29 protein-coding genes are annotated in these 26,544 nt (G+C 58.9%); 11 read left to right on the top strand and 18 right to left on the bottom strand.

Features of this window, described 5'->3' with window-relative positions; all coding sequences use genetic code 11:
* Positions 1 to 98: 98 nt before the first annotated feature.
* From modC to J4D25_RS00115, 4 genes are all read right to left on the bottom strand, one after another.
* Positions 99 to 1,178, bottom strand: a complete 1,080-nt coding sequence (gene modC, locus J4D25_RS00100; protein ID WP_057714652.1) for a molybdenum ABC transporter ATP-binding protein — start codon at positions 1,176 to 1,178, stop codon at positions 99 to 101.
* Positions 1,179 to 1,181: 3 nt separating this feature from the next.
* Positions 1,182 to 1,862, bottom strand: coding sequence for a molybdate ABC transporter permease subunit (gene modB / locus J4D25_RS00105; protein ID WP_057714653.1), 681 nt, complete (start codon positions 1,860 to 1,862; stop codon positions 1,182 to 1,184).
* Positions 1,863 to 2,630 carry a molybdate ABC transporter substrate-binding protein gene (gene modA, locus J4D25_RS00110; protein WP_057714654.1) on the bottom strand — a complete coding sequence of 256 codons (768 nt, stop codon included), beginning with the start codon at positions 2,628 to 2,630 and terminating at the stop codon, positions 1,863 to 1,865. It lies immediately after the preceding gene.
* A 122-nt stretch (positions 2,631 to 2,752) separates the two neighbouring features.
* The gene (locus J4D25_RS00115) at positions 2,753 to 3,820 is read right to left on the bottom strand and encodes a nitronate monooxygenase family protein (RefSeq protein ID WP_057714655.1); all 1,068 of its coding nucleotides are present in this window, start codon (positions 3,818 to 3,820) and stop codon (positions 2,753 to 2,755) included.
* 154 nt (positions 3,821 to 3,974) lie between these two features.
* On the opposite strand from J4D25_RS00115, the gene J4D25_RS00120 reads away from it, so the two are divergent.
* The gene (locus tag J4D25_RS00120) at positions 3,975 to 4,958 is read left to right on the top strand and encodes an MDR family oxidoreductase (protein ID WP_057714656.1); all 984 of its coding nucleotides are present in this window, start codon (positions 3,975 to 3,977) and stop codon (positions 4,956 to 4,958) included.
* On the opposite strand, the gene ada is transcribed toward J4D25_RS00120, so the two are convergent.
* From ada to J4D25_RS00145, 5 genes are all read right to left on the bottom strand, one after another.
* Positions 4,959 to 6,023: a bifunctional DNA-binding transcriptional regulator/O6-methylguanine-DNA methyltransferase Ada gene (ada, locus tag J4D25_RS00125; protein WP_057714657.1), complete on the bottom strand. Its 1,065-nt coding sequence runs from the start codon at positions 6,021 to 6,023 to the stop codon at positions 4,959 to 4,961.
* An 87-nt stretch (positions 6,024 to 6,110) separates the two neighbouring features.
* Positions 6,111 to 6,791 (bottom strand): DNA oxidative demethylase AlkB, encoded by a 681-nt coding sequence (gene alkB, locus J4D25_RS00130; RefSeq protein WP_057714658.1) that lies wholly within the window; start codon positions 6,789 to 6,791, stop codon positions 6,111 to 6,113.
* Positions 6,781 to 7,485: a 2OG-Fe(II) oxygenase gene (locus J4D25_RS00135; RefSeq protein WP_057714659.1), complete on the bottom strand. Its 705-nt coding sequence runs from the start codon at positions 7,483 to 7,485 to the stop codon at positions 6,781 to 6,783. The genes alkB and J4D25_RS00135 overlap by 11 nt, the downstream gene beginning before the upstream one ends.
* 117 nt (positions 7,486 to 7,602) lie before the next feature.
* Complete coding sequence (locus J4D25_RS00140; protein ID WP_090455470.1) at positions 7,603 to 7,770, bottom strand: hypothetical protein; 168 nt, start codon at positions 7,768 to 7,770, stop codon at positions 7,603 to 7,605.
* Between the two features lie 37 nt (positions 7,771 to 7,807).
* Positions 7,808 to 8,110, bottom strand: coding sequence for a DUF1883 domain-containing protein (locus tag J4D25_RS00145; protein WP_007912251.1), 303 nt, complete (start codon positions 8,108 to 8,110; stop codon positions 7,808 to 7,810).
* A 201-nt stretch (positions 8,111 to 8,311) separates the two neighbouring features.
* On the opposite strand from J4D25_RS00145, the gene J4D25_RS00150 reads away from it, so the two are divergent.
* Together J4D25_RS00150 and J4D25_RS00155 are read left to right on the top strand one after the other, a co-directional pair.
* On the top strand, positions 8,312 to 8,668 hold the full coding sequence (locus tag J4D25_RS00150) for a hypothetical protein (protein WP_057714660.1): 357 nt from the start codon (positions 8,312 to 8,314) through the stop codon (positions 8,666 to 8,668).
* 72 nt (positions 8,669 to 8,740) lie between these two features.
* A complete protein-coding gene (locus tag J4D25_RS00155; protein ID WP_008053025.1) occupies positions 8,741 to 8,971 on the top strand; it encodes a hypothetical protein in 231 nt (76 codons plus the stop codon).
* Between the two features lie 11 nt (positions 8,972 to 8,982).
* Here the strand turns inward: J4D25_RS00155 and J4D25_RS00160 are convergent, their stop codons facing one another.
* Positions 8,983 to 9,264, bottom strand: coding sequence for a hypothetical protein (locus tag J4D25_RS00160; RefSeq protein ID WP_057714661.1), 282 nt, complete (start codon positions 9,262 to 9,264; stop codon positions 8,983 to 8,985).
* Between the two features lie 138 nt (positions 9,265 to 9,402).
* The gene (locus J4D25_RS00165) at positions 9,403 to 9,591 is read right to left on the bottom strand and encodes a hypothetical protein (protein ID WP_007985505.1); all 189 of its coding nucleotides are present in this window, start codon (positions 9,589 to 9,591) and stop codon (positions 9,403 to 9,405) included.
* Positions 9,592 to 9,879: 288 nt separating this feature from the next.
* Here J4D25_RS00165 and galU point away from each other — a divergent pair, with 288 nt between their 5' ends.
* Both galU and gorA read left to right on the top strand, forming a co-directional pair.
* Entirely contained in the window at positions 9,880 to 10,719 is an 840-nt protein-coding gene (galU, locus tag J4D25_RS00170) for a UTP--glucose-1-phosphate uridylyltransferase GalU (RefSeq protein ID WP_056724500.1), read from the top strand.
* Between the two features lie 130 nt (positions 10,720 to 10,849).
* The gene (gene gorA / locus J4D25_RS00175) at positions 10,850 to 12,208 is read left to right on the top strand and encodes a glutathione-disulfide reductase (RefSeq protein WP_057714662.1); all 1,359 of its coding nucleotides are present in this window, start codon (positions 10,850 to 10,852) and stop codon (positions 12,206 to 12,208) included.
* Here gorA and J4D25_RS00180 read toward each other — a convergent pair.
* Positions 12,205 to 13,215, bottom strand: a complete 1,011-nt coding sequence (locus tag J4D25_RS00180; RefSeq protein ID WP_057714663.1) for a DNA-binding protein — start codon at positions 13,213 to 13,215, stop codon at positions 12,205 to 12,207. The two genes, gorA and J4D25_RS00180, sit on opposite strands and share 4 nt — an antisense overlap.
* Before the next feature lie 430 nt (positions 13,216 to 13,645).
* Here J4D25_RS00180 and J4D25_RS00185 point away from each other — a divergent pair, with 430 nt between their 5' ends.
* The 3 genes from J4D25_RS00185 (at position 13,646) to ahpF (ending at position 16,989) form a co-directional block, all read left to right on the top strand.
* On the top strand, positions 13,646 to 14,584 hold the full coding sequence (locus J4D25_RS00185) for a site-specific integrase (RefSeq protein ID WP_057714664.1): 939 nt from the start codon (positions 13,646 to 13,648) through the stop codon (positions 14,582 to 14,584).
* A 139-nt stretch (positions 14,585 to 14,723) separates the two neighbouring features.
* Entirely contained in the window at positions 14,724 to 15,287 is a 564-nt protein-coding gene (gene ahpC, locus J4D25_RS00190) for an alkyl hydroperoxide reductase subunit C (protein WP_007975937.1), read from the top strand.
* Between the two features lie 139 nt (positions 15,288 to 15,426).
* Complete coding sequence (gene ahpF, locus J4D25_RS00195) at positions 15,427 to 16,989, top strand: alkyl hydroperoxide reductase subunit F (RefSeq protein WP_057714665.1); 1,563 nt, start codon at positions 15,427 to 15,429, stop codon at positions 16,987 to 16,989.
* 358 nt (positions 16,990 to 17,347) lie between these two features.
* Here ahpF and gloA read toward each other — a convergent pair whose 3' ends face one another.
* Positions 17,348 to 17,869 (bottom strand): lactoylglutathione lyase, encoded by a 522-nt coding sequence (gene gloA, locus J4D25_RS00200; RefSeq protein ID WP_057714666.1) that lies wholly within the window; start codon positions 17,867 to 17,869, stop codon positions 17,348 to 17,350.
* 144 nt (positions 17,870 to 18,013) lie between these two features.
* Between gloA and J4D25_RS00205 the strand changes: the two genes are divergently transcribed.
* A complete protein-coding gene (locus J4D25_RS00205) occupies positions 18,014 to 18,532 on the top strand; it encodes a DUF4946 domain-containing protein (RefSeq protein WP_057714667.1) in 519 nt (172 codons plus the stop codon).
* A 162-nt stretch (positions 18,533 to 18,694) separates the two neighbouring features.
* On the opposite strand, the gene J4D25_RS00210 is transcribed toward J4D25_RS00205, so the two are convergent.
* The 3 genes from J4D25_RS00210 to J4D25_RS00220 form a co-directional block, all read right to left on the bottom strand.
* Positions 18,695 to 19,060, bottom strand: coding sequence for a histone-like nucleoid-structuring protein, MvaT/MvaU family (locus J4D25_RS00210; RefSeq protein WP_008051761.1), 366 nt, complete (start codon positions 19,058 to 19,060; stop codon positions 18,695 to 18,697).
* A 234-nt stretch (positions 19,061 to 19,294) separates the two neighbouring features.
* A complete protein-coding gene (locus J4D25_RS00215; RefSeq protein WP_057714668.1) occupies positions 19,295 to 20,827 on the bottom strand; it encodes an EAL domain-containing protein in 1,533 nt (510 codons plus the stop codon).
* Positions 20,828 to 20,939: 112 nt separating this feature from the next.
* A complete protein-coding gene (locus J4D25_RS00220; protein WP_057714669.1) occupies positions 20,940 to 21,812 on the bottom strand; it encodes a LysR family transcriptional regulator in 873 nt (290 codons plus the stop codon).
* Positions 21,813 to 21,889: 77 nt separating this feature from the next.
* Between J4D25_RS00220 and J4D25_RS00225 the strand changes: the two genes are divergently transcribed.
* Both J4D25_RS00225 and hppD read left to right on the top strand, forming a co-directional pair.
* Positions 21,890 to 22,834 carry a DMT family transporter gene (locus tag J4D25_RS00225; protein WP_057714670.1) on the top strand — a complete coding sequence of 315 codons (945 nt, stop codon included), beginning with the start codon at positions 21,890 to 21,892 and terminating at the stop codon, positions 22,832 to 22,834.
* A 251-nt stretch (positions 22,835 to 23,085) separates the two neighbouring features.
* Positions 23,086 to 24,162, top strand: a complete 1,077-nt coding sequence (gene hppD / locus J4D25_RS00230) for a 4-hydroxyphenylpyruvate dioxygenase (RefSeq protein WP_057714671.1) — start codon at positions 23,086 to 23,088, stop codon at positions 24,160 to 24,162.
* Between the two features lie 126 nt (positions 24,163 to 24,288).
* On the opposite strand, the gene rarD is transcribed toward hppD, so the two are convergent.
* Both rarD and J4D25_RS00240 read right to left on the bottom strand, forming a co-directional pair.
* The gene (gene rarD / locus J4D25_RS00235) at positions 24,289 to 25,170 is read right to left on the bottom strand and encodes an EamA family transporter RarD (protein WP_057714672.1); all 882 of its coding nucleotides are present in this window, start codon (positions 25,168 to 25,170) and stop codon (positions 24,289 to 24,291) included.
* A gap of 212 nt (positions 25,171 to 25,382) precedes the next feature.
* A complete protein-coding gene (locus J4D25_RS00240) occupies positions 25,383 to 26,393 on the bottom strand; it encodes an aldo/keto reductase (RefSeq protein WP_057714673.1) in 1,011 nt (336 codons plus the stop codon).
* Positions 26,394 to 26,544 lie beyond the last annotated feature (151 nt).

The following is a 26,544-nucleotide window of genomic DNA, read 5'->3' on the forward strand; positions in this document are numbered from 1 at the left end:
TTCAACTATAGAAGCCATTGGTGATCGTGCAAAAAATAGGCAGGTCAATTCGTCGATTCAGGCGCTGACCTCTGCCCGGTGCAGTCGTGCCTTCGGATTTACGCCAGCACCGCGACCGCTTTGATTTGTGCCCACAGTGGCTGGCCGGGGTGGATGTTCAGTTGATCACGGGAATAACGCGTGATCCGCGCAAGCAATGGCGTGCCGGCGGCGTCCAGGCGAATCAGCACGTGAGCAGCGTTGTCGGCGCTCATTTCGCTGACCACAGTGACCGGCAGGCGATTGAGAATGCTGCTTTGCCCGGTATTGTCCAGGCTCAGGCTCACATCTCGCGCCTGGACCTTGCAGCGCAGTGCCTGGCCCGCATCCAGTGGCGTATGAGGCACACGGATGTTGAGGGTAGTGTCGGGCAATTGCAGGCTCAGCAATTGATAGTCGGCGTCATAAGCGCTGACGCGACCTTCGATCACCACACCCGCGTCATCCCCCATTGCCAGCGGCAAGTCGAGGCGTGCCAGGGTCTGGCCGATCGGGCCGCTGGCCAGTGCCTTGCCGTTGCTGAGCAACACGATATGGTCGGCCAGCCGCGCGACTTCATCCTGGGAGTGGCTGACGTACAGCACCGGGATGTCGAGTTCGTCGTGCAGGCGTTGCAAGTAGGGCAGGATTTCACCTTTGCGTTGGGCATCCAGCGCCGCCAGAGGTTCGTCCATCAACAACAGTTTCGGGCTGGTGAGCAAGGCGCGGGCGATGCCGATGCGCTGTCGCTCACCGCCTGAAAGGTGTTGCGGGTGCCGGTCCAGCAAATGGCTGATGCCCAGCAACTCGGTGGCGTGGGCCATGTCGACCCGGCGTTGCGGCTTGGGGATGCGCTTGAGGCCGAATGCCAGGTTGGCCAGCACCGACAGATGAGGAAACAGGCTGGCTTCCTGGAACACGTAGCCCAGCGCGCGCTTGTGCGGCGCGACGAAGATCCGGTTGTCGCTGTCTTGCCAGATTTCATCGTTGACCTGGACAAAGCCTTGATCGGCCCGTTCCAGGCCGGCGATGCAGCGTAGGCAAGTGGTCTTGCCAGAGCCGGAGTGGCCGTAAAGCGCAGTGACGCCACGGCCAGGCACCTGCAGATCGACATCCAGGGCGAAGCCCGAATAACGTAGTTTCAGACGCATTTGAATCATCGGTCAGCTCCAGCCCGCTTTGGTTTTACGACTGGAATACAGCGCCAGCAGGACGACAAACGAGAACACCAGCATTGCCCCGGCCAGCCAATGGGCCTGGGCATACTCCATGGCTTCGACGTGATCGTAGATCTGCACCGAGACCACGCGGGTCTTCTCGGGAATGTTGCCGCCGATCATCAGCACCACGCCGAATTCGCCGACGGTGTGGGCAAAGCCGAGAATGGCCGCGGTAATGAAGCCGGGGCGGGCCAGGGGCAATATCACGCTGAAAAAGGTATCCCAGGGATTGGCCCGCAAGGTCGCGGCCACTTCGAGCGGGCGCGTGCCAATCGAGGAAAAAGCGTTTTGCAGCGGCTGGACCACAAACGGCATCGAATACAGCACCGAACCGATGACCAGCCCCGCAAAACTGAACGTGAGGGTGCCAAGGCCCAGTGATTGGGTGAGCTGGCCAAGGTACCCGTGAGGGCCGAGGGCCAGCAACAGATAGAAACCAATCACCGTCGGTGGCAACACCAGGGGCAGGGCGACAATCGCCCCGACCGGACCGCGCAACCAGGAGCGGGTGCGCGACAGCCATAACGCAATCGGAGTGCCGACAATCAGCAGGATGACGGTCGTCAGGGACGCCAGTTTCAGGGTCAGCCAGATGGCGGAAAAATCGGCACTCGATAGCGACATTTAGATTTCGTAACCGTAGGACTTGATGACAGCTGCCGCTTTCGGCCCCTTGAGGTAGTCAACCAGTGCCTTGGCGGCCGGGTTGTCCTTGCCCTTGTTGAGAATCACCGCGTCTTGCTTGATCGGGTCGTGCAGGCTGGCGGGAACGATCCAGGCCGAACCGCTGGTGATCTTGCCGTCCTTATAGATCTGCGACAGGGCGACAAATCCCAACTCGGCGTTGCCGGTGGAGACGAACTGGTAGGCCTGGCTGATGTTCTGGCCTTCGACGATCTTGTCCTTGACCTTGTCGGTCAAACCTTCCCTGGCCAGTACCTGGGTCGCCGCCAGGCCATAAGGCGCGGCTTTGGGGTTGGCGATGGACAGGTGCTGGTATTCGTTCTTTTTCAGCACATCGCCCTTGGCATCGACGTAGCCTTCCTTGGCCGACCACAGCGCCAGCGTACCGACGGCGTAGGTGAAGCGCGAACCCTTGACGGAGTCGCCTTCGGCTTCAAGCTTTTTCGGGGTGCTGTCGTCTGCCGAGAGGAACACTTCGAACGGCGCGCCGTTTTTGATCTGGGTGTAGAACTGGCCGGTGGCGCCAAAGGAGGCGACCAGTTTATGCCCGGTGTCTTTTTCGAAATCAGCGGCGATGGCCTGGATGGGGGCGGTGAAGTTGGCGGCGACGGCCACCTGGACTTCGTCCGCCTGGGCTGAGCCGAAGGCGAATACGGCGAGAAGGCTCGCCAGGCAGGTCGGGGTAAAACGTGAGGCACGAATGGTCATGAAACGGCTCCGTTAAAGGCAATGGCGGCAGGTTAATCGTTATGTACAAAAATATATAGCGAATTGCCTTTGAACGGAATGTGTTGCCGCAAAATTGTATACAATTTTGATGGGAGTGATGCTCAGGGACGACCTAGCAGTCTCGCTAATCCTTCTTCAGCCAGCTTTCTAGTCAGTGCCTCGGTGGTCAATTCGACCCCGAGGGTAAATGCCTGGCCGGCCCAGAGGTTGCTGAAGTCCGCTTCACCTTTGGCCCGCAACGGCATCAGCGCGCCACCGGCAAAGGGGAAGGCCGGGGCCTTGGCGCTCATGGGCCCCAGCTCACGCATCACCCGATTGAGGATGCCCCGGGCCGGGCGGCCGGTGAACACGTTGGTGACGGCCGTCTCGCTTTCCCGGGCGGTGCGCAAGGCTTTGTGATGGGAAGGGCTGACCTTGGCCTCTGGCGTGAACAGGTACGCCGTACCCACCTGCACCGCCGAAGCACCGAGCATGAAGGCCGCGGCGACGCCTCGTGCGTCAGCGATGCCGCCGGCGGCAATCACCGGCACCTTCACCGCATCGACGACTTGGGGCACCAGGGCGAAAGTCCCCACCTGACTGCTCAGGTCATCGCTGAGAAACATTCCGCGATGGCCCCCGGCTTCGTAGCCCATGGCAATGATTGCATCACAACCATGCTGTTCCAGCCACACGGCTTCTGCGACGGTGGTGGCCGAGGACAGCACCTTCGCGCCAGTGGCCTTGACCCGGTCGAGCAGGGATTTTTCCGGCAGGCCAAAGTGAAAACTCACCACTTCAGGGCGAAACGCTTCGACCACTTCGCAGGCCGCATTATTGAACGGCGCCCGGTTGGACACCGGCGTCGGCGCATCGAAGTCGGCGCCGAGTTCCTGGTAGTAAGGTTGCAACAGGTTTTTCCAGTCCTGCGCGCGTTGCTCATCCGGAGCCGGTGGCCGATGACAGAAGAAGTTGACGTTGATCGGGCGCCGGGTGTGCTGGCGGATGGTTTTGAGCTCTTCGCGCAGTTGATCCGTGCTGAGCATCGCCGCTGGCATCGAGCCCAGGCCGCCGGCATTGCAGGTTGCAATCACCATGGAAGAGTTTGTGGCACCGGCCATCGGCCCCTGAATGATCGGCAGTTCGATCCCGAGCAGGTCAAGAATGCGGGTATCTGGCCATTGGTTCATGCGCTGTGTTCTCCGACGTTGAATCCGGGTAGGGGCGGTAGAACAGGATTTGTAACGCAACGACTGGCGCAAGGCCAGTCGTCATTTCAGCGGGTGAGGCTTATGTGTTATTTCAATTGCACCACCCACAGACTGATTCCATTGAGAGGCCGTAATGTTCAAAGGCATTTTGATCGACAAAGACGACAGCGGTTACCGGGCCACACTGCAAGAGATCCAGGACGATCAGTTACCCGAGGGCGATGTCACGGTGCGTGTGGCCTACAGCACGCTGAACTTCAAGGATGGCCTGGCGATTACCGGCAGCAGTCCGGTGGTGCGCAAATTCCCGATGGTGCCGGGGATCGACCTGGCCGGTGTCGTCGAAGTCAGCGCGCATCCGGACTACAAGGTCGGTGACCAGGTCCTGCTCAATGGCTGGGGCGTGGGTGAAGGGCATTGGGGTGGATTGGCACAGAAGGCTCGCCTGAACGGTGACTGGCTGATCGCGCTACCCAAGGCGTTTACCGCGGCCCAGGCGATGGCCATCGGTACGGCGGGCTACACGGCCATGCTGTGCATCCTGGCACTGGAGCACAACGGCGTGAAGCCCGGGCAGGGCGAAATTCTGGTGACTGGCGCCAACGGTGGCGTCGGCAGTTTTGCCATCGCCTTGCTGAGCAGGCTCGGCTACCGGGTGGTCGCGTCCACTGGACGGACCTCGGAGCACGACTACCTGAAGCAACTGGGCGCCAGCGAAATCATCGATCGCGCCACCTTGTCCGCGCCGGGCAAGCCGTTGGCCAAGGAGCGCTGGGCGGCCGTCATCGACTCGGTCGGCAGCCACACCCTGGCCAATGCGTGTGCCAGCACCCAGGCCAACGGCACCGTCGCGGCCTGCGGTCTGGCCCAGGGCATGGACTTTCCCGCATCCGTTGCGCCGTTCATCTTGCGCGGCGTGACCCTGGCTGGCATCAACAGCGTGACCCAGCCCAAAGCCAAGCGCGTGGAAGCCTGGAATCGCCTGGCCCGGGATCTGGACTTCAATCTGTTGCCGCTGATCAGTCACGAAATCGGCTTGAGCGAAGCCATCGAAGCCGCGCCACGCTTGCTGGCCGGGCAGTTGCGTGGGCGCGTGGTGGTGGATGTGAACCGCTGATCACTGCGATTCGCGCTGCAGCAATTGACGTTTGCGCTCGACACCCCAGCGATAGCCCGACAGATTGCCATCGCTGCGCACCACGCGATGGCAAGGGATCGCCACCGCCAGGCTGTTCGCGCCGCAGGCCTGGGCCACGGCGCGAACGGCTTTTGGTTGACCGATGCGCTGGGCGACATCGGCGTAGCTGGCAGTGCTGCCCACGGGAATCTCTCGCAGCGCTTGCCAGACACGCTCCTGAAACGCCGTGCCGCGTACGTCCAGCGGCAAATCAAGGCCAATGGCCGGCGCCTCGATAAAGCCGACGACCCGGGCAATCAATTGCTCGAACTCATGATCGGCACCAATCAGGTTGGCGCGGCGGAATTTGTCTTGCAGATCACAGACCAGTTGGTGCGGATCATCGCCCAGCAGGATCGCACAGACCCCGCGCTCACTCTGCGCCACCAGAATCGCTCCCAGCGAACACTGGCCGACGGCAAAACGAATGTCGTTGTTTTGACCGGCCGCGCGGTAGTCCCCGGGTTTCATTCCCAGCAGTTGGTCTGCCGCTTCATAAAACCGGCTGTTGGAGTTGAAGCCGGCGTCATACAGGGCATCGGTCACCGAGCCGCCGTCCGCCAGTCGCTCGCGTACCTTGCGTGAACGATGGGCATCGGCGTAGCCCTTGGGCGTCAGGCCGGTGACGGCTTTGAACACGCGATGGAAGTGGAAGCTGCTCAGGCCCGCCGCCTCGGCCAATTCGCCCAGGGCGGGCAGCGTTTGCGCGCTTTCGATCTGGCGGCACGCGGCGGCCACGGTGGTGGCATGTTGCGCGGCGAGTTCGCTCTGATCCTTCGTCGCGCGTTTGCTCGGACGATAACCCGCGGCCCGGGCCTGTTCGGCGCTATCGAAGAATTCCACATTGTGTGGCCTGGGCAAGCGCGCGAGGCTGCTGGGGTTGCAGTAGATGCCTGTGGTCTTCACGGCATAGACAAACTGCCCGTCAGCCTTGGGATCGCGCGCAACCACGGCGGCCCAGCGCGGATCGTTTTCAGTGGCGATTTTGGTCGATCGGGTTGTCATGGCGTCACGTCCATTGAGGGGTTGCCTGCACATTAACCGTGGGGCAGTTGCCACACACTCCGGCGCTTGCGGTCAAACTCGAAGGCTTTATCCGGCGGTACGGAAGGTGAAGTTGATGCGTTGCTCGCCCAGTTTCGGATGATGGCCGTCCTTGATCGGCAACACGCCGTGATAACGCAGGCGATCCACGCCACCCCAGACCACGATGTCGCCATGGAACAGGGGAACGCGCTGACTTTTGTCGCTGCGTGCAAAACCACCGAACAGGAACATCGCCGGCAAACCCAGGGATACCGAAACGATGGGGGCGGCGTAGGAATGTTCGTCCTTATCCTGATGCAATGACATTTTTGCCCCGGGGATATAACGGTTGATCAGGCAGGAATCCGGCGCAAAACCGGTGAATCCTGCTGCCTGTGCCGCCGCTAGTGCCAGTTGGAAAAACACCTCGGGCATCATTGGCCAGGGCTTTGCGGTGTCTGGATCGAGGCGGGTGTACCGATAACCGCTGCGGTCAGTGGTCCAGCCGAATTGGCCACAACTGCTCAGGGCGACCGACATGGTGAAACCGCCGGGTGTGACCATCTGCCGAAACGGCGCGGCCGCCAGCACTTCTTCCAGGGCAGGCAGCAAACGCTCCAGCCAGGGCAGGGCGAAGCCTCTGAGCACGTAGGACTGTTCGCCGATCTGCTCGCGCCTGGGCTGTTGCTCGGGTTCTGCATCGGCAAACAGATCGAAAGTCTGCGGATTCATGGGTTCATGACGCATCGTGAAAGATGATTCCAAGGGTATGCCGTTTACCGCTGTGCAGGCGACTCACGCCGTGACGCAGGGTAACGCGGTAGTAACCGCGAGTGCCTTTGACTGGACGCTGGTTGACCGCAAAGATCAGCCCGTCGCCTTTCTTCAGATCGATGACCATCGGGCGTGACTGCATTCGCGGGCGCTGTTCAGTCAGGACAAATTCGCCGCCGGTGAAGTCTTGATCCGGGTCTGACAGCAGGATCGCCACTTGCAGCGGGAAAACGTGCTCACCGTACAGATCCTGATGCAAGCAGTTGTAGTCCTGCGGACCATATTGCAGCAACAAGGGGGTCGGACGGTTCTGACCAGCGGCATGGCAACGTTCGAGGAAGGCTGGAAGGGTTTCAGGAAAACGCTCCGGCAAGCCCATCTGTTCATGCCAGCGATTGGCGATGGGCAACAGTCGTGGGTAGAGCGCGCTGCGCAAGCGAGCCACAAGTTCCGGCAAGGGGTAGTTGAAATACTTGTACTCGCCTCGGCCGAACCCGTGGCGAGCCATCACCACGTGGGAGCGAAACAGTTCGGTGCGAGGGTACCAGGCGCTGACCTGCCCGCAAGCCTTGTGACTCAGCAGTGACGGGATGACGGCGCAGCCGTCCTGATCAAGTTGCTGCTCCAGCCGGGGCCAGTCCAGTCTGTCCAGATATTGCTCGCTCATTGCCGGGCCTCTTGTGATGGAGGTGGTCAGTCTGCAAGGCAAAAATAAAGCTGGCACTCCGCTGCTTGCGGTCGAACTGCGAGCGGGAGCCGACGTCCATTGTCGCTCCGGATCGTGTTACAACGCTTTGCTGACGCTGATGTCGCTGATGACGTCGTCCTGTCCATGAATGGCATCCAGCGCCGCCTTGGCTTCTTCCTGGGTGCCGTTTTCAAGCTGGGCAAACTCGAAGCGGCGCTCACCGTTGAGTTTGTATTTGATGACGTACTTGGTCGTTTGGGCCACGGTTGTATCTGCCTGTCTTGTGTTTCGGGTTCGCTGATCAGCTCAGTTTCGTGCTGGAGCGGCGAATGATTTTGATCGAGTGCGTCAGGGTGGGTTTGCGCGTCACGCTGATAGCGCGGCGGTTGACGGTGTCGATCGTGATGTTCCAGAAACCGGTGCTCGGGGCTGTGATGCGGGCTGGAAACGTGTCGAATGCACCGCCGTGATAGGTGTGACGACCGCCATTCTTGAAGCTGCGGAAGTTGGCGTCGTTCATCAAGCGGATGTTGCACATTTGGGAGCATTGAATGACGACGATGTCGTCTTCATTGAGGTGCTCGCGCTGATGGATAAATTTCATGAGGCGCCTCCAGAAGGGCTTTTTCTACAAAATCAAAACGATAGCATGGGCGATTGGCGCAGTTTATCAGCCCGAAGGCCTTATTATCCGGCCGCTTCGACAATTAAGAACGCTTATTTCACATTTGATGAGCGATAAAGCAGTTTGTCTCGGAGAAAAATCGCAGTTGCGCTGTCCGAGGGTCTTTAATGGAGGTTTGGTATGAAGTGGGGTTTGTGGTTGTTGCCGATGGCATTGACGATCAGTGGTTGCGCGAACGTCTCGGACATCAACGAGTCCTTGCCGACGATGAACGTGATTTCTGGCAAGAAGCCCCATGAATACGCGCAATGTCTGAGCGAAAAACTGGCCGATAGCCGAGGCGCCTTGCAGATCCAGTCGCACAAGGATGGCTTGCGCGTGATCGTGCCGCTCAAGTTTTCCGTGGGGCCGTCTGCCGTGTTTGACATCGAAGAACGCTCCGGCGGCAGCAGCATCAAGCTGCACGAGAGCATGTCCAATGTCCCGGTGCGGCCAAAGGATGTACAGAAGGCTGCCAACGAGTGCATTTCCGGCTGATAGACTATCGACCATCAGCACCGATGCCGCCAAAGCCCTGCTTTGGCGGCATCGTTATTTCTGGAGTCGAACATGAAGCGAGAGCAGGTCCGGGAGCGGCATGCAGAGGGTTTAATCTCTGCCACCCATGTGATTCAGAATCCGGCGGAGCTGGGGGAATGGATCGTGTTTTTCAAGAAAAGCGCCGGGCGCAGCTATTTCCTGGTGGATGACAATGATGAAGTCGAGTCCTTCAGCCGCCTTGATGATCTGATCGATACCGTGCGCGGGCTTGGAATCAAATTCGCCGAAATCCATATGTAGGGCGTGGCGCGTTACCTGCAGATCACCACGACGTTGCGGCTCTTGTAGTTACCGACGTCGGCGCCGAGGGTCTTTTCGCTCTCCTTGAGCGAGGGGGTGCCATCGGTTCCGACAATCTTGTAGCCGGTGCCCGCGCAGGACGCATCGGCCTTTTCGTAACAGGCAGCCCAGGAGTTGGCTTCCCCGGAGCAGTCAATCGATAGACCTTGCTCTCCGTTGGCCAGGTAGGTTTGTTCCGACGTTGCGCAGCCGCTCAGGGCCAATACCGTCAGCAAAGGCAAAACTTTATTCATGGCTTGATCATCGTCAGGGGGGGTGGGCTAAGGCTGAGACAGCGCCGGATTCAAAAGGTTATAGCCAAAGGCCACTTATTTTTCGGTATTCATAAAAAAGCCCTGTGCCATGGCAGGGCTTTTCGCATCGGGCGTCGATCAGCTCTTGTCTTTGCCGCGTCGCTTGGGTTCCGGGTGCTCAAGTTCCAGCACCGAGGCCACTTCGATTGCCAGGGCTTCGGAAGGGAACGGTCCGGCGATATTTTCACCGGCGACACTGGCCACCCACCATTGGCCGTCTTTCTCCTGATTGATCAGGAATCCGTTGACGCTTTTTACTGCCGACATCTACTTGCCTCGTTGTCTGGTTCAATCGCGCCATGATACCGCCAAACACACTCAAGGGGTGTCGATGGGCGTATGGTGATGGGTTCCGGGCGGTAGAAACCGTGCATTTGCGCAAGTCTCTGCTATGCATAAGAGGCTGCGCAGCGACCTGCGCACTCCCGCAGGGAACTATCGGCAAGAATATTTCTCTATGTTGGCATCGGTTAGCCAGCGCGGGGCATTGTAAGGTGCACGCCGCCTGATTAGACTGCGCCGAAACTCGTACACACAGCCCTTTCAAGGACTTATATGATCAAGAAATGCTTGTTCCCAGCAGCCGGTTACGGTACTCGCTTCCTGCCAGCGACTAAAGCCATGCCCAAAGAAATGCTGCCGGTGGTGAACAAGCCACTGATCCAGTACGGCGTCGAAGAAGCACTGGATGCCGGCTTGACCGAAATCTCCATCGTCACCGGTCGCGGCAAGCGCGCCCTGGAAGACCACTTCGACATCAGCTACGAGCTGGAAAACCAGATCAAGGGCACCGACAAGGAGAAATACCTGGTCGGCATCCGCAAGCTGCTCGACGAGTGCTCGTTCTCCTACACCCGCCAGACCGAAATGAAAGGCCTGGGCCACGCGATCCTCACCGGCCGTCCACTGATCGGTGACGAGCCGTTCGCCGTGGTGCTGGCGGACGACCTGTGCGTCAACCTCGAAGGCGACGGCGTTCTGACCCAGATGGTCAAGCTGTACAAGCAGTTCCGCTGCTCGATCGTGGCCATCCAGGAAGTCGATCCGTCCGAGACCAACAAGTACGGCGTAATCGCCGGCGAGATGATCCGTGACGACATCTACCGCGTACACAGCATGGTTGAAAAACCAAAGCCGGAAGACGCACCGTCGAACCTGGCCATCATCGGCCGCTACATCCTGACCCCGGACATCTTCGACCTGATCGAACAGACCGAGCCAGGCAAGGGCGGCGAAATCCAGATCACCGACGCCCTGATGAAGCAGGCCCAGAACGGCTGCGTGATGGCCTACAAGTTCAAGGGCAAGCGTTTCGACTGCGGCGGCGCCGAAGGCTACATCGACGCGACCAACTTCTGCTTCGAGAACTTCTACAAGACGGGCAAGGCGTACTGATCGCTTTCGACCTGACTGTATTGAAAAGCCACCTTCGGGTGGCTTTTTCATTTTCAGGCCCCATATCGACTGCAGCGCTTGCCCAACAAATGTCTGCGGGTATGCTGGTCACCTGCCGAGGAGATTGAAAATGGCCTACGATTTTGACCTTTATGTGATTGGCGCCGGTTCCGGTGGTGTGCGGGCTGCGCGGTTTGCCGCCGGGTTCGGTGCGAAAGTGGCCGTGGCCGAAAGCCGCTATCTGGGCGGGACCTGCGTGAACGTCGGCTGTGTGCCGAAAAAATTGCTGGTCTACGGTGCGCACTTCGCCGAAGACTTCGAGCAGGCTTCCGGTTTTGGCTGGGGCCTGGATGAGGCGCAGTTCGACTGGCCGACGTTGATCGCCAACAAGGACCGCGAGATCAATCGCCTCAATGGCATTTATCGCAACCTGCTGGTCAACAGCGGCGTGACCTTGCATGAAGGTCACGCGAAGATCGTCGATCCGCATCAGGTCGAGATCAATGGCGAGCGTTTTACCGCCAGGAACATCCTGATCGCCACCGGCGGCTGGCCGCAGATTCCGGAGATTCCGGGGCATGAGCATGCCATCAGTTCCAACCAGGCGTTCTTCCTCAAAGAGCTGCCCAAGCGGGTGCTGGTGGTGGGCGGTGGCTACATTGCGGTCGAGTTCGCCGGGATCTTCCACGGCTTGGGTGCCAAGACCACGCTGCTGTATCGCGGCGAACTGTTCCTGCGTGGCTTCGATGGTTCCGTGCGCAAGCATTTGCAGGAAGAGTTGACCAAGCGCGGCATGGACCTGCAGTTCAACGCGGACATCGAGCGCATCGACAAGCTGGCCGATGGCAGCCTGAAAGTCACGCTCAAGGATGGTCGCCAGCTGGAAGCCGATTGCGTGTTCTACGCCACGGGTCGTCGTCCGATGCTGGACAATCTGGGGCTGGAAAACACCGGGGTCAAACTCGACAGGAAAGGCTTTGTCGAGGTCGATGAGCTGTATCAAACCGCCGAGCCGTCGATCCTGGCGCTGGGCGATGTGATCGGCCGTGTTCAGCTGACGCCGGTGGCCCTGGCTGAAGGCATGGCGGTGGCGCGACGCCTGTTCAAGCCAGAGCAGTATCGTCCGGTGGATTACAAGATGATCCCGACGGCAGTGTTCAGCCTGCCGAATATCGGCACCGTCGGTTTGACCGAGGAAGAAGCTCGCGAAGCCGGTCACGAGGTGCAGGTCTTCGAAAGCCGCTTCCGGCCGATGAAGCTGACCCTGACCGAATGCCAGGAGCGCACGCTGATGAAACTGGTGGTGGACGCCAACACCGACAAGGTCCTGGGTTGCCACATGGTCGGCCCTGAAGCCGGTGAAATCGTCCAGGGCCTGGCGATTGCCTTGAAGGCCGGCGCCACCAAGCGCGACTTCGACGAAACCATCGGGGTGCACCCGACGGCCGCCGAAGAGTTCGTCACCATGCGTACGCCGGTCGCCGGTTAAGCGTCCTTCGCTGCGTCTGCCGCTGCCGCAAGGGTCGCGGCCAGACGTACGCGTTCTTCCAGATCCGTCCGGGTCTTGGCCAGATCCATTTCCAGTGACCTGTTGAGCTGTGACTGCTCGTCGACGTTCTGCTTGAGTGCCTGGCTTTCCAGCAGGGCGACGCGCAGGCGTTCCTGGAGGAGGGTGCGCTCACCGTCGACGCGGGTGGCCTGTTCCAGCAACTGATCCTGACGGGTATTGCTTTGCTTGAGCTGTTCTTGCAGCAGGCTCAGTTCGCGTAGCGTGCCGCGGTTTTCGGTCAGCAAGCGTTCGTTGTCGCGGTGCAACTGGGTGATTTCATCCTGGCGTACCAGTGCGCTTTGTTGCGCCTGACGCAGTTCCATCTGTATCTGTTGCACCTGGCCTTCGTGGCGACTCATTTCCTGTTCGCGCTGTTCCTTGACCGCATTGCGGTAGTGCTCCAGTGCGTCGCGAGTGTGCAGGTGTTTTTCTTCAAGGGAGCGGATCTGCTCGTCCTTGTCTTTCAAGCGCAATTCGAAATCGGCCAGCGCCTGATTCAACCCGGCGTTGCGGGTTTGCTCCGTTTGCAGCATGGCTCGGGTTTCTTGCAGGGCCTCGGATTCCTGAGTCAGCGCCAGGCTTTGAAACTCGTATTGCTGGTGCAGTTCGCTGTTGTCCTCTTGCGCTTCGCCGAGCTGGTTTTCCAGCGCCTTGCGTTGTTCTTCGTACTGCGCGCGCGCCTGGTCGATGGGCTCTTGCGCCTGCTCCTTGAGTCTTTGCGCGAGCCGCGCCACCAGCGCCATCAGTTCGTCGTCGATCGGTTCTGTCGGCGCCTCGACAGGTTCGACCCGGTCATCGAGCTCCTTGAGGTAGCGATGAATCGTGGTTTTCGAGCCGGTATTGCCCATTTCGATGCGTACGGCATCGATGCTGGGGTTTTCGCCGCGGGCGAGGATCGCCAACCGAGCGGCTTGAACCACCGCTTTATTTACACCGCCGCGTGCCATGAGATCTCCCGGGTTTTGATGATGTGGTACGTACCACGTAAATACACATTGTACCATTCAATCAAAAAAGTTAAATGCTGAATGTGATTAACACGGGATATACTGGTATTACCCCGTGTGATCGAAGTTTCTAGGTATTCCTCGCACTGTTTCCGTACACCAACCCTTGTAGGAGCGAGCTTGCTCGCGAAAAACCCGAGAACGCCCCGGGGGCACCTGCCAACCAGCGTTATCGTTGACGACCATCGCGAGCGGGCTCGCTCCTACAGCGTTTTGTGTTTTTAACGCCAGCGGCCGATGCCCCTTGTAGGAGCGAGCTTGCTCGCGAAAAACCCGAGAGCGCCGCGGGGCACCTGGCAGCCAGCGTTATCGTTGACGGTCATCGCGAGCGAGCTCGCTCCTACAGTCGGTTAAAACAGGTTCATTTCCTATGAGCGATATGGATCGCTATCTGCAAGCAGCGACTCGCGACAACACCCGTCGCAGCTATCGAGCGGCCATCGAGCACTTCGAAGTCACGTGGGGCGGTTTTCTGCCAGCAACCGGCGACAGCGTGGCGCGCTACCTGGTAGCCCATGCCGGCGTGTTGTCGATCAACACGCTGAAATTGCGTTTGTCGGCATTGGCGCAGTGGCACAACAGCCAGGGCTTTGCCGATCCCACCAAGGCGCCTGTGGTGCGCAAAGTTTTCAAGGGCATTCGCGCGCTGCACCCGGCCCAGGAAAAACAGGCAGAACCCTTGCAGCTTCAGCACCTGGAACAGGTGGTCAGTTGTCTGGAGCAAGAAGTGCAGACCGCCAGGGCCACAGGCGACCGACCGGGTTTGCTGCGGGCAAGGCGCGACATGGCCCTGATCCTGTTGGGCTTCTGGCGTGGCTTTCGCAGTGATGAGTTGTGCCGGCTTCAGGTGGAACACGTGCAGGCCAGCGCCGGTTCCGGCATCAGTCTCTATCTACCGCGTAGCAAGAGTGATCGCGATAACCTTGGCAAGACCTATCAGACACCGGCCTTGCAACGCTTGTGTCCGGTGCAGGCTTATATCGACTGGATTACCGAGGCGGCTCTGGTGCGTGGGCCGGTGTTCCGTGGCATCGACCGCTGGGGGCATCTGGGCGAGGGGGGCTTGCACGCCAACAGCGTGATTCCGTTACTGCGTCAGGCGTTGGCGCGAGCAGGTATCGCCGGTGAGCTTTATACCAGTCATTCCTTGCGTCGCGGCTTTGCCACCTGGGCGCATCAAAGTGGTTGGGATCTGAAGTCGCTGATGAGCTATGTGGGCTGGAATGACATGAAGTCGGCCATGCGCTACATCGAAGCCAGTCCGTTTCTCGGCATGGCGCGTATCACGGAAAAGCCCGTCTCACCCTAGATACCGTTTTCTTCTATTAATACAGCTGGCTAATAGCGAAAGCCAATCAGCAGCATCAGGTTTGCCAATGAGCCTTCCGTTCGTCGAGTGGGTAAAGTTCTTTCCATCAACTTCTTAACCCCCTGACGGAGAGTCAACGATGCCTATCATCAACAGCCAAGTTAAACCGTTCAAAGCTGACGCATTCAAAAATGGCGACTTCGTAAAAGTCTCGGACGCAGACCTGAAAGGCAAGTGGTCTGTGGTGTTCTTCTACCCGGCCGACTTCACCTTCGTCTGCCCGACCGAGCTGGAAGACCTGGCTGACAACTACGACGCGTTCCAGAAACTGGGCGTCGAGATCTACAGCGTTTCCACCGACACCCATTTCGCCCACGCTGCCTGGCACAACACTTCGCCAGCCATCGGCAAGATCCAGTACACCATGATCGGCGACCCGACCCACGCCATCTCCCGCAACTTCGACGTGCTGATCGAAGAAGCAGGCTTGGCTGACCGTGGCACCTTCGTGATCAACCCTGAAGGCCAGATCAAGATCGTTGAACTCAACGACGGCGGTGTAGGCCGTGACGCTTCCGAGCTGCTGCGCAAGATCAAGGCTGCCCAGTACGTCGCTGCTCACCCAGGTCAGGTTTGCCCAGCCAAGTGGAAAGAAGGCGAGGCCACTCTGGCGCCGTCCCTGGACCTGGTCGGCAAGATCTAAGTCTGTGATCGCACCATCAGGGCGGAACTCCGCGCCTACTCGGTAAGCTGCACCGCCCAATAAAAACGCCCGGGCGAGATTCGCTCGGGCGTTTTTTTATGCCTGCTCTAAATGAATCATTCAAAAGGAAATCGCCCGTATGTTGGACGCCAATCTTAAAGCCCAGTTGAAATCGTACCTGGAACGGGTCACCCAGCCGATCGAGATCGTTGCATCCCTCGACGACGGTGCGAAATCCCAGGAAATGCTTGAATTGCTGAAAGACGTTGCCAGTCTTTCCAGCCAGATTACTTTGCTCGACAACGGTGACGATGCACGCAAGCCATCGTTCTCGATCAATCGCCCGGGTGCCGATATCAGCCTGCGTTTCGCCGGCATTCCGATGGGCCACGAATTCACTTCGCTGGTGCTGGCCTTGCTGCAAGTCGGCGGCCACCCTTCGAAGGTCAGTGTCGATGTGATCGAACAGATCCGCTCGCTCAAAGGCGAGTTCAACTTCGAGACTTACTTCTCGCTGTCCTGCCAGAACTGCCCGGACGTGGTCCAGGCGCTGAACCTGATGGCGGTACTGAACCCGAACATTCGCCACGTCGCCATCGACGGCGCGCTGTTCCAGGCTGAAGTCGATGAGCGCCAGATCATGGCGGTCCCCAGCATCTACCTTAACGGTGTGAACTTCGGCCAGGGCCGCATGGGCCTGGAGGAAATCCTCGCCAAGATCGACACCAGCGGCATCGAACGCCAGGCCGAGAAGATCAGCGCCAAAGAAGCCTTTGACGTGCTGGTGGTCGGCGGTGGCCCGGCCGGTGCTTCGGCGGCAATCTACGCGGCCCGTAAAGGCATTCGCACCGGTGTCGCGGCCGAACGTTTTGGTGGGCAGGTGCTGGACACCATGGCCATTGAGAACTTTATCTCGGTGCAGGAAACCGAAGGCCCGAAACTGGCCGTGGCCCTGGAAGAACACGTCAAGCAGTACGACGTGGACATCATGAACCTGCAGCGTGCCGACAAACTGGTACCCGGCAAGAATGGGGAGCTGCACCAGATTCACTTCGCCAGCGGCGCCTCGTTGAAGGCCAGGACCGTGATTCTGGCGACCGGTGCGCGGTGGCGTGAAATGAACGTTCCCGGTGAGCAGCAATACCGCAACAAGGGCGTGGCGTACTGCCCGCATTGCGACGGTCCGTTGTTCAAGGGCAAGCGCGTGGCGGTGATTGGCGGCGGCAACTCCGGCGTCGAAGCGGCCATCGACCTGGCCGGTATCGTATCCCATGTCACGCTGCTGGAGTTCGATGTGCAGTTGCGAGCCGATGCGGTATTGCAGCGCAAGTTGCACAGCCTGCCGAACGTCACCGTGATCACCAGTGCGCAAACCACTGAGGTCACCGGTGATGGCCAGAAGGTCAACGGCCTGCGCTACAAGGATCGTCAGAGCGACGAATTGCGCAGCGTGGAGCTGGAAGGGATCTTTGTGCAGATTGGTCTGTTGCCCAACACCGATTGGCTCAAAGGCACCATCGAATTGTCGCCCCGTGGCGAGATCATCGTCGACGCTCGCGGTGAAACGTCGGTGCCGGGTGTGTTCGCTGCCGGTGACGTGACCACGGTGCCGTACAAGCAGATCGTGATCGCAGTGGGCGAGGGTGCCAAGGCTTCCCTGAGCGCTTTCGATCACTTGATCCGGACCTCGGCTCCGGCATAAATCGGACGCTGAAATACAAAACCTTGTAGGAGCGAGCTCGCTCGCGATGGTCGTCAACGATAACGCTGGCTGGCAGGTGCCCCGCGGCGTTCTCGGGTTTATCGCGAGCAAGCTCGCTCCTACAAAGGGGTATCGGCGCCGGCGCCGCAAATACACAACCTTGCAGGAGCGAGCTCGCTCGCGATGATCGTCAACGATAACGCTGGTTGGCAGGTGCCCCGCGGCGTTCTCGGGTTTATCGCGAGCAGGCTCGCTCCTACAGAGGGGTATCGGCGCCGGCTCTGAAAACACAAAACCCCATGATTGATCATGGGGTTTTGTGTTTCACACATTCCAAATGTGGGATTTGTTGTGCGGGTTACAGCGGTGCTGGCTGAATGATCTCTACCCAATAGGCGTCCGGATCCTTGATGAACGCCAGGCTCTTCATGCGGCCATCGCTCAAGCGTTTCTGGAAATCGCAGCCCAGTGCTTCAAAGCGCTCGCAGGCGGCGACGATGTCCGGCACCGAGATGCAGATGTGGCCAAAACCGCGCGGGTCGGTGTTGCCATTGTGGTAGGCGAAATCCGCATCGTTCTCGGTGCCGTGGTTGTGGGTCAGCTCCAGGATGCCTGGGATCGATTTCATCCACTCGGTGCGCGCGGTGGCGTCGGCCGGGATCTGGTTCTTGTCCACCAGCGCCAGGAAATACAGGCTGAACTCGGCTTCCGGGAAATCGCGTTTTTCCACCAGGGTAAAACCCAGGATGCGTGTGTAGAAATCCAGGGACTTGGTGATGTCCTTGACCCGCAGCATGGTGTGGTTGAAGACAAATTTCTGTGTAGCGGCGTCCGGTTGGGCGGTGACGCCGGGGAAGGTGTTCAATTCGTGCAGGCTCATGGGCCCTCCGGGAAATATGTGGGCTAACGAATGGAAACAATGATACGCAAGGGTTCGGACATCACCAAACCCAAACAGTCGGCTATTGCCTGACAGCCGGCCTGGGCCCAGACTTTACGGCTTGAACCTTGAGTGCCCATTGCAATGATTCGATTCCGTAACGTGCTGTTCATCCTGCTAAGCGTGCTTTCGCTGGCTGGCGCTGCTCGCGCCGATGCGCCAGTGGTGACCTGGCCGCAAGGCTGGCAGGTCGAAGACGTGCCTGAATCGGCGTCGGGGGTCAGTCGCCAGCGGGCGGTGAAAAATGATCAGGATGGATCGCCGCTCATGGTGATGGAACTGACCATGAGCCCGGTGCAAAGCGATCACCAGGTAAACCTCGAAGGCGTACTGCTGGAGATGCGCAAGTCGGTTCAAAAAGACTTCTTTCAGGGCGGATATCAAAGTGTCTGCACGCGCATTCATTCGACTACGTTGAGTCGATTGGCCGCGCTGGAAACAACCTGCACCATCACGCAAAACGGCAGGCATGTGCTTTCTCAAACATTGGTGGCTGCGGTGGATGCCGATAAGGCCTATGTTCTTTCCTACGCAGGGCAGGCCGAGGCTTATAAGGCGAGCCAGGATGAAATAGACGCTGCCCGTAACAGCTTGAAACTTTAGTAAGCGCCAGTGCTTTTTCGATGCATGAAAAATATTTTAGATATCCAAATGGATTAAGCACAAAGTTGATGGCAGTTAGTAATTGTCGGGTGCCGGCCCCGGGCATTTAGATAGCCCATGAAAAAGCCCTGCATAAGCAGGGCTTTTTTGTCGCCGCGAGAGTTAGCCGCGCAACCAGGAATCAACGGTGGCTGCACCGTACTGTTCTTTCCAGGCTTTCAGGCCGCGGTGGTTGCCGCCCTTGGTTTCAATCAGCTCGCCGGTGTGCGGGTTCTGATAAACCTTGACCACACGGGCGCGGCGGGTTTTAGGGGCGGCTGCCTGCAGCAGGCCGGATTTTGCCGGGTTAGGATCGAGAATGGCGATGATGTCGCGCAGGCTCTTGCCATAGGTTTTCATCAAGCCCTGGAGCTTCTCTTCGAATTCGATTTCTTTCTTGAGCCCGGCATCGTTCTTCAGGGATTCCAACTGCTTGAGCTGTTCTTGAAGGGCCTTTTCGGCTGCACGAAATTCAGCGAGTCTGGACAATATCTTTACTCCAATAGTGTGTTTGGTTGATGCCAACCGCAAACAAAGCTATAAGCCAAGAGCCTTGAAGCGACTCGGTGATAGTGGCTCACCTGCCAATTTAGCGCAGGCATCAAAAATTGTAGTAGTTAATTGGCCAAGAGTAAATCCTGTCTTTTTCTTCATGTAACGTCAGTAGTGTTTTGATTCAAATTGGTGCGGCTAATCGTTTGTTTTGGCGATTGAATTCGCGAGTTAATGGTCGCTTAATGCACTAATGAATTCCGCGCCGGGCATGGGTTTGCCGAACAGATAACCTTGCAGGAAGTTGACCTGGTGAACGCTCAGGTAATCACTCTGTTCGCGGGTTTCGACACCTTCGGCCACCAGGGCAAGGTCGAGTTTGACCGCCAGTTCGATGATGCTGTCGAGGATGTGGCTCGACAGTGTGTCGACGCCGATCATGGCGACAAAACTCTGGTCGATTTTCAGAAAATCGACATTGAACTGCCGCAGGTAGCCAAGGCTTGAGTGGCCGGTGCCGAAGTCATCGATGGCGATTTTCACGCCCAGTTCGCGAAGTTGTTCGAACAGTTGCAGGGTGATGGCCGTGGGCTCGATCAATTCACGTTCGGTCAGTTCCAGTACCAGATGGATCGAGCCTGGCTCGAACGCATCGAGAAACTCGCGGCAATCCTTGACCAGTTCCAGGTCCTGGCAATGGCTGGCGGTGATGTTGATGCCAATGTGAAACGGCTTGTTGAAGCTGGCCGATTGCGGTGCGAGCAGGGCGGCGGTTTGTCGCATCAGTGAGCGGGTCATCGGCACGATCAGCCCGGAGTGCTCTGCAAACGGAATGAACAGATCCGGACGCACCAGGCCTTCCTTTGGATGTTGCCAGCGCATCAGCACTTCAGCGCCGGACCAGCTTTTGCTGTCGCCATGCACCACGGGCTGGAAATACGGAATGAACTCTGAAGCTTCCAGTGCCCGCTGCATTTCCTGGGTAGGTGCCGAGGAGCGCTTTTGCAGGACGTGACCAATAGCCCCGGCAATCACACCGAAGAAAATCAGCAGACTGAGCAGCGGCGGATATTCGCTGCGTATGTATCGCCAGATTTCGCCTTTGGGAAAACCGGCTTCCACGGCAAAAGCATAGCGCCCGGAGGTCAAGCGACTTTGCGCAACGGGCAGGTCAGGCGCAGTGCCGGTATGAACCTTGCCATCGGCGGATATCCAGTCCGGGCCAACTTGCAGCACCAGCAAGGTATTGCGACCAATCAGGCGCAGGGTATTAATCAAGTGATAACCATCGAGGGTCGACAGTGCGCCTTTGTTTCCTTCGCTCAGCCGGTACACCAGCACGGCGGTGTTGGGCGTTACCGGATTGCCGCTCAAGAGCCATAAGGCGCCCTGGGTGTAGTCACCAGGGTTGACCTTCTCCTGGTAGTCGCCGAACAGAGAGCTGCAATAGAGGTTGTTGTCCCACACCAGATTGGTTGAACGCACGAAGGGGCGGCGAGTGACCTGCTCGCGCAGCGCCAGTGTGACTTCACCGCAACTTTGGCCTGCCAGCGGCAGCAATTCACGAGCAGCCTGGGCGTTGTTGTCGAGCATCAGGTCGAACTGACGAATCGATTCTTCGGCGGTTTGTTCGGCGTCTTGTTTGAGCGCACGCCCTGCTTGCATGTAAAGAATGGCGGCCCCCAGCAGCACCGGGAGCAAGCCACTGATCAGAGTGACGGCAATTCTTGTGCTGCGACTGCGGGTTTTGGCTTTCAGCGGCATTCGCGAGTCCTGTCACGAAGATGTAAGGCTCTCAATTGATGGCGGGGCAAAACGCCTCCCATGAAGAGTTCGGGTATGGGCCATGATAGTTGGCCGTTGGCGGTTATGCCGCTCAACGCAAATCAAGGCTTTCGGCCAGCCTGATAAAGGCCAGCGTCGCGGGTGATGCCTGGCGTCGATCGAGCACCGCCAGGCCGACCTGGCGCAACACCGCCGGCGACAGCGGTTTTTTCACGCAGCGGCGGTCAATCTGATTAGGCAATGAACCTTCGGCAACCACCGTCACCCCGTCGCCACGAGCGACGACATCCAGGGTGCTGATCAACTGCGAGCAGCGATAACGGATATTGGGCGTCAGTCGGGCCACGGTGAACAGACGTGAAACCAGCTCCGAGGAACCGGCCTCGGTCAGCACGAACGGGAAGTCGCACAGATCCTTCAGGCTCAGGCTGTCGTGAGCCGCCAGCGGATGGTCGGCGGGCAGCAGCGCGACCATCTGGTCTTCGATCAGCGCAACCGTGTCGAAACGCTCCTCGGGCAATACCACAAAGCCAATGTCGATCCGTCGTTCCTCCAGCCACTGGAGTACCTGACGGTCGGGGCCCTCGTCGATATGCACCTCGATGCCGGGATGGGCGGCGCGGTACTGCTGCAGAATCAACGGCAGCAATTTGATCGATGAAGTCGGGCCGAAGGAGCCGATTCGCAGCGTACCGCGTTTCATGCCCCTGGCATCGGCCGCTTCCTGGCGCAGGGTGTTGGCCAGGCCGAGCATCGCCCGGGCGCGCAGCAACAACTGCTGGCCAATGTCGCTCAGTTCGACCTGAGATTGATGCCGGCGCAGCAGTTCGACACCCAACTCCAACTCCAGAGACTTCAAGGCATGGGACACCGCCGATTGGGAAATACCCAAGCGATTGGCCGCTGCCGTGAAGCCGTGGAGTTCGGCCACGAGGGAGAAAATCTCCAGTTGAGTAAGGGTCATGAGTGTTTGCTCATTTTACGATGACTGGGTATTAACCGAATGATACGGCATCTCTCCGACATCCGGTCCTGGAATCTATGACGATCTGCGAGCAAAGCCTGTCAAAACCATCGGATCTTCCGGTGTATCTGAAACTGGCGGCGGTCACCATGGTGTGGGGTGGCACCTTCGTTGCCGGACGCTATCTGGCCGCTGGCCTCAGCCCACTACTGGCTGCCAGCCTGCGGTTTCTGCTGGCCAGCGTGGCGTTGCTGCTGTTTATACGCATGGCACGCACACCGCTGGTCCGACCCAGCCCCCGGCAATGGCTGCAATTGTCATTGCTTGGCTTTTTCGGGATATTTTTTTACAACCTGTGCTTCTTTTATGGCCTGCATTACATCAACGCTTCACGGGCATCCTTGATCGTGGCGCTGAATCCGGCGGTGATCGGCCTGGCTTCCTGGTTGCTGTTCAAGGAGCGTTTGAATCGGGCGAAAGTCGTCGGCATTGCGATCTGCGTGGCGGGCGCGAGCATGGTGATCGTCAGTCGCGACCCGCAACTACTGGCCGGCGGTGCCGATGTCTGGCTCGGCGATTTGCTGATTTTCGGCTGCGTCCTCGGCTGGGGTGTCTACTCGCTGTTCTCCAAAGAGCTGAATCACACCCTGGGCCCGGTGCAAACGGTGACCTATTCGATCCTGCTGGGCACCGTCATGCTCTGGATGACCTGCATCGTGCGCGGCGAGGTGAGTGTCGCCGCGATCGCCCAGCTGGGTGCGCAGCAATGGTTGAGCCTTTTGTACCTGGGCGTGCTGGGGTCGGCGCTGGCGTACATCGGATACTACGACGGCATTCGCAAAATCGGCGCGACCCGTTCCGGGGTGTTCATTGCCTTGAACCCGTTGACGGCGGTGATCCTTGGCGCGCTGCTGCTGGATGAGCCGCTGACGCTGGCCATGTGCCTGGGTGGCGGGCTGATACTGGCGGGGATTTTCCTCTGCAACAAACCGCTTGCGCGGGCATGGAAAAAGGGGATTTGATACAGAAGGCGGACAAACTGATTTACGCTGTGTAGAATCGGGTTACGCATACAATAATAATCGTCTTCTGGCAGCAGAAGCCTCGCCCGCAAGAGCCTTGGGTCGAAAATGAAGATATTCGGGTTTCAACTGATCTACGGTGACTTTCTCGCCCGCAGTGTGCGGGGCATCTCCTGTGCGCCACCCACCGGTCTCAGCATTGCTTACAACTAACCTTTGTTAATTGATAAAAAAATGATGAGGCGCCGACCATGGCAGATTTATACGAAAACCCAATGGGCCTGATGGGCTTTGAATTCATCGAGCTCGCATCGCCGACCCCGAACACCCTGGAGCCGATCTTCGAGATCATGGGCTTCACCAAGGTGGCGACCCACCGTTCCAAGGACGTGCACCTGTATCGCCAGGGCGCGATCAACCTGATCCTCAACAACGAACCCCACAGCGTGGCTTCGTATTTCGCGGCCGAGCATGGTCCGTCGGTGTGCGGCATGGCGTTTCGCGTCAAGGATTCGCAAAAAGCCTACAAGCGTGCCCTGGAACTCGGCGCCCAGCCGATCCACATCGAAACCGGCCCGATGGAACTGAACCTGCCGGCGATCAAAGGCATCGGCGGCGCACCGCTGTACCTGATCGATCGTTTCGGCGAAGGCAGCTCGATCTATGACATCGACTTCGTATTCATCGAAGGCGTCGACCGCCATCCGGTCGGTGCCGGCCTGAAGATCATCGATCACCTGACCCACAACGTGTATCGCGGTCGCATGGCCTATTGGGCCAACTTCTACGAGAAGCTGTTCAACTTCCGCGAAATCCGCTACTTCGATATCAAGGGCGAATACACCGGCCTGACCTCCAAGGCCATGACCGCACCCGATGGCATGATCCGCATCCCGCTGAACGAAGAGTCGTCCAAGGGCGCCGGGCAGATCGAAGAGTTCCTGATGCAGTTCAACGGCGAGGGCATCCAGCACGTTGCGTTCCTGTCCGATGACCTGATCAAGACCTGGGACCACCTGAAAAGCATCGGCATGCGCTTCATGACCGCGCCGCCAGAGACCTACTACGAAATGCTTGAAGGGCGTTTGCCGAACCACGGCGAGCCGGTGGACCAACTGCAGGCGCGGGGCATTTTGCTGGACGGTTCGTCCGAGTCGGGCGACAAGCGTCTGCTGCTGCAGATCTTCTCGGAAACCCTGATGGGGCCGGTGTTCTTTGAGTTCATCCAGCGCAAGGGCGACGACGGTTTCGGCGAAGGCAACTTCAAGGCGCTGTTCGAATCCATCGAGCGTGACCAGGTGCGTCGTGGTGTTCTCTCCACCGACTAAGCCGTTACACCGATAAAACTGTGGGAGCGGGCTTGCTCGCGAAGGCGTCGTATCAGGCTACTTGAATAGTGACTGACACACCGCATTCGCGAGCAAGCCCGCTCCCACATTTTGTTTTGCGTGTGCTTAAGGTCTGCGCTGCCGCACCAGATGCTTGAACCCTTCAAACACCAGCACCAGCACGGCCATCCAGATCGGGATGTAGGTCAGCCATTCCCCGGCCTTGATGCTTTCTCCCAGCAGCAACGCCACGCCCAGCAACAACACCGGTTCGACATAGCTCAACAAGCCGAACAGGCTGAATGGCAGCAGGCGGCTGGCAATGATATAGACCACCAGTGCCGATGCGCTGATCACGCCGAGCATCGGGATCAGCAGCGATAACCATGGATGCTGTTCAAACACACCAAAACCTTGCGCGCCGCTCTGGACGAACCAGACTGCCACCGGCAGCGTCAATGCCATGTCCAGCCATAAGCCACCGAGATTGTCCGCCGCCAGTCGTTTGCGCAGGACGAAGTAAGCCGGATAACCCACGCAGACCAGCAAGGTCGCCCAGGAAAAACCACCGACCTGATACACCTCGTTGACCACCCCCAGGCAGGCGAACACCACCGCGACTTTTTGCAGATAGGACAGGCGCTCGCCGTAGGCCAGGCGACCGGTCAAGACCATGGTCAGCGGCAGCAGGAAATAGCCGAGCGATACGTCGAGGCTGTAGCCGTTCAACGGTGCCCACATGAACAGCCACAATTGCACGCCGAGCAGGGCAGAGGAGGCGATCAGCGCGCCCATCAGTTTCGGATTGGCCATGGCGCGCCGAACGATCTCCAGCACGCGCTTCCACTCCCCGGACACCACCATGAACACGGTCATGCACGGGACGGTCAGCAGCATGCGCCAACCGAAGATTTCCACGCCGCTCAAGGGGCTGAGCAGCGATGTGTAGTAGTACATGACGGCAAACAGCACCGAGGCTGAAACCGATAGAGCGATACCTTTAGACAAGCTGTCCTCGCGAGGTTGAAGGTGAAACGGGGGGCGGAGGATACGTGGTTTTTGTGCTGAATATTGTCCGGATGATCAATATTTCCAACATCCACCCTGTAGGAGCGAGCTTGCTCGCGATGAACGACCAGACACCGCGGGCAGGCAGGCTCCCCGCGTTATCGTTGACCACCATCGCGAGCAAGCTCGCTCCTACAGTGGCTTATGTTTCTTCAGTTAAACGGTCTGCGGCCGGATACAAAGTGGCTCACATCATTGAACCCCGGTGTCGACGCATGCCCCGGTGTCACCAGCGAATCGATGAACGCCTCATCCTCGGCCGTGATCTTCACCGCCTGCGCCTTAGTGTAGGCGTCCCATTGTTCTTCCGTGCGCGGCCCGACAATGGCCGAGGTCACGGCGCTGTTGTTCAGCACCCAGGCAATCGCGAACTCGACGATGCCGACGCCGCGCTGCTGGGTGTATTGCTGGATTTGCTGGGCGATGCGCAGGGATTCGACGCGCCATTCGGTTTCCAGGATGCGTTTGTCCTGGCGTCCGGCACGGCTGTTGGCATCAGGTTTCACATCCGGTGCGTATTTGCCACTGAGCACCCCGCGCGCCAGCGGGCTGTAGGGCACCACGCCAAGCCCGTAGCTTTGCGCCGCCGTGATCTGCTCGGTTTCTGCCTGGCGGTTGACGATGTTGTACAGCGGCTGGCTGATCACCGGCCGGTCAACGCCCAGTTTGTCGGCGACGCGAATGACTTCGGCGATGCGCCAGCCACGGTAGTTGGACAGGCCCCAGTAACGGATTTTCCCTTGGCGGATCAAGTCACCGATGGCCGATACCGTGACCTCCAGCGGCGTATTGTGGTCTTCGCGGTGCAGGTAATAGATGTCGAGGTAGTCGGTGCCCAGGCGCGTCAGGCTGGCATCGATGCCGTTGAACAGGTGCTTGCGGCTCAGGCCGCTGCGGTTGGGAACACCGTCCACGGGACCGAAGCCGACCTTGGTGGCCAGCACCCATTCATGGCGGCGGCTGGCGATGGCCTCACCGACGATTTCCTCGGAACGGCCGTTGGTGTAGACGTCGGCGGTGTCGATGAAATTGATACCCTGGTCCCAGGCCTTGTCGATGATCCGCAGGGAATCTTCGGTGCTGGTCTGTTCGCCGAACATCATGGTGCCCAGGGTCAGGGTGGACACCTGCAGACCCGAATGACCCAGCGTGCGGTAGCTCATGAGCAAATCCTTTTACCAGTGGGAAAGGCTCAATCAGATACCAGAACAGTCGCATGGATCAAACAGAAATATCGAACACCGCAGATCGAATGTGGGAGCGGGCTTGCTCGCGAAGGCGCAGTGCTAGTCAACATAAATGTCGTCTGATACA

It is taken from the genome of Pseudomonas sp. GW456-L13 (assembly GCF_017350115.1).
Classification (GTDB): Bacteria; Pseudomonadota; Gammaproteobacteria; order Pseudomonadales; family Pseudomonadaceae; genus Aquipseudomonas; species Aquipseudomonas jessenii.

Coding starts and splice junctions, on each gene's coding strand:
- modC (WP_057714652.1), bottom strand. CDS start 1,178: ATGATTCAAATGCGTCTGAAACTACGTTATTCGGGCTTCGCCCTGGAT.
- modB (WP_057714653.1), bottom strand. CDS start 1,862: ATGTCGCTATCGAGTGCCGATTTTTCCGCCATCTGGCTGACCCTGAAA.
- modA (WP_057714654.1), bottom strand. CDS start 2,630: ATGACCATTCGTGCCTCACGTTTTACCCCGACCTGCCTGGCGAGCCTT.
- J4D25_RS00115 (WP_057714655.1), bottom strand. CDS start 3,820: ATGAACCAATGGCCAGATACCCGCATTCTTGACCTGCTCGGGATCGAA.
- J4D25_RS00120 (WP_057714656.1), top strand. CDS start 3,975: ATGTTCAAAGGCATTTTGATCGACAAAGACGACAGCGGTTACCGGGCC.
- ada (WP_057714657.1), bottom strand. CDS start 6,023: ATGACAACCCGATCGACCAAAATCGCCACTGAAAACGATCCGCGCTGG.
- alkB (WP_057714658.1), bottom strand. CDS start 6,791: ATGCGTCATGAACCCATGAATCCGCAGACTTTCGATCTGTTTGCCGAT.
- J4D25_RS00135 (WP_057714659.1), bottom strand. CDS start 7,485: ATGAGCGAGCAATATCTGGACAGACTGGACTGGCCCCGGCTGGAGCAG.
- J4D25_RS00145 (WP_007912251.1), bottom strand. CDS start 8,110: ATGAAATTTATCCATCAGCGCGAGCACCTCAATGAAGACGACATCGTC.
- J4D25_RS00150 (WP_057714660.1), top strand. CDS start 8,312: ATGAAGTGGGGTTTGTGGTTGTTGCCGATGGCATTGACGATCAGTGGT.
- J4D25_RS00155 (WP_008053025.1), top strand. CDS start 8,741: ATGAAGCGAGAGCAGGTCCGGGAGCGGCATGCAGAGGGTTTAATCTCT.
- J4D25_RS00160 (WP_057714661.1), bottom strand. CDS start 9,264: ATGAATAAAGTTTTGCCTTTGCTGACGGTATTGGCCCTGAGCGGCTGC.
- J4D25_RS00165 (WP_007985505.1), bottom strand. CDS start 9,591: ATGTCGGCAGTAAAAAGCGTCAACGGATTCCTGATCAATCAGGAGAAA.
- galU (WP_056724500.1), top strand. CDS start 9,880: ATGATCAAGAAATGCTTGTTCCCAGCAGCCGGTTACGGTACTCGCTTC.
- gorA (WP_057714662.1), top strand. CDS start 10,850: ATGGCCTACGATTTTGACCTTTATGTGATTGGCGCCGGTTCCGGTGGT.
- J4D25_RS00180 (WP_057714663.1), bottom strand. CDS start 13,215: ATGGCACGCGGCGGTGTAAATAAAGCGGTGGTTCAAGCCGCTCGGTTG.
- J4D25_RS00185 (WP_057714664.1), top strand. CDS start 13,646: ATGAGCGATATGGATCGCTATCTGCAAGCAGCGACTCGCGACAACACC.
- ahpC (WP_007975937.1), top strand. CDS start 14,724: ATGCCTATCATCAACAGCCAAGTTAAACCGTTCAAAGCTGACGCATTC.
- ahpF (WP_057714665.1), top strand. CDS start 15,427: ATGTTGGACGCCAATCTTAAAGCCCAGTTGAAATCGTACCTGGAACGG.
- gloA (WP_057714666.1), bottom strand. CDS start 17,869: ATGAGCCTGCACGAATTGAACACCTTCCCCGGCGTCACCGCCCAACCG.
- J4D25_RS00205 (WP_057714667.1), top strand. CDS start 18,014: ATGATTCGATTCCGTAACGTGCTGTTCATCCTGCTAAGCGTGCTTTCG.
- J4D25_RS00215 (WP_057714668.1), bottom strand. CDS start 20,827: ATGCCGCTGAAAGCCAAAACCCGCAGTCGCAGCACAAGAATTGCCGTC.
- J4D25_RS00220 (WP_057714669.1), bottom strand. CDS start 21,812: ATGACCCTTACTCAACTGGAGATTTTCTCCCTCGTGGCCGAACTCCAC.
- J4D25_RS00225 (WP_057714670.1), top strand. CDS start 21,890: ATGACGATCTGCGAGCAAAGCCTGTCAAAACCATCGGATCTTCCGGTG.
- hppD (WP_057714671.1), top strand. CDS start 23,086: ATGGCAGATTTATACGAAAACCCAATGGGCCTGATGGGCTTTGAATTC.
- J4D25_RS00240 (WP_057714673.1), bottom strand. CDS start 26,393: ATGAGCTACCGCACGCTGGGTCATTCGGGTCTGCAGGTGTCCACCCTG.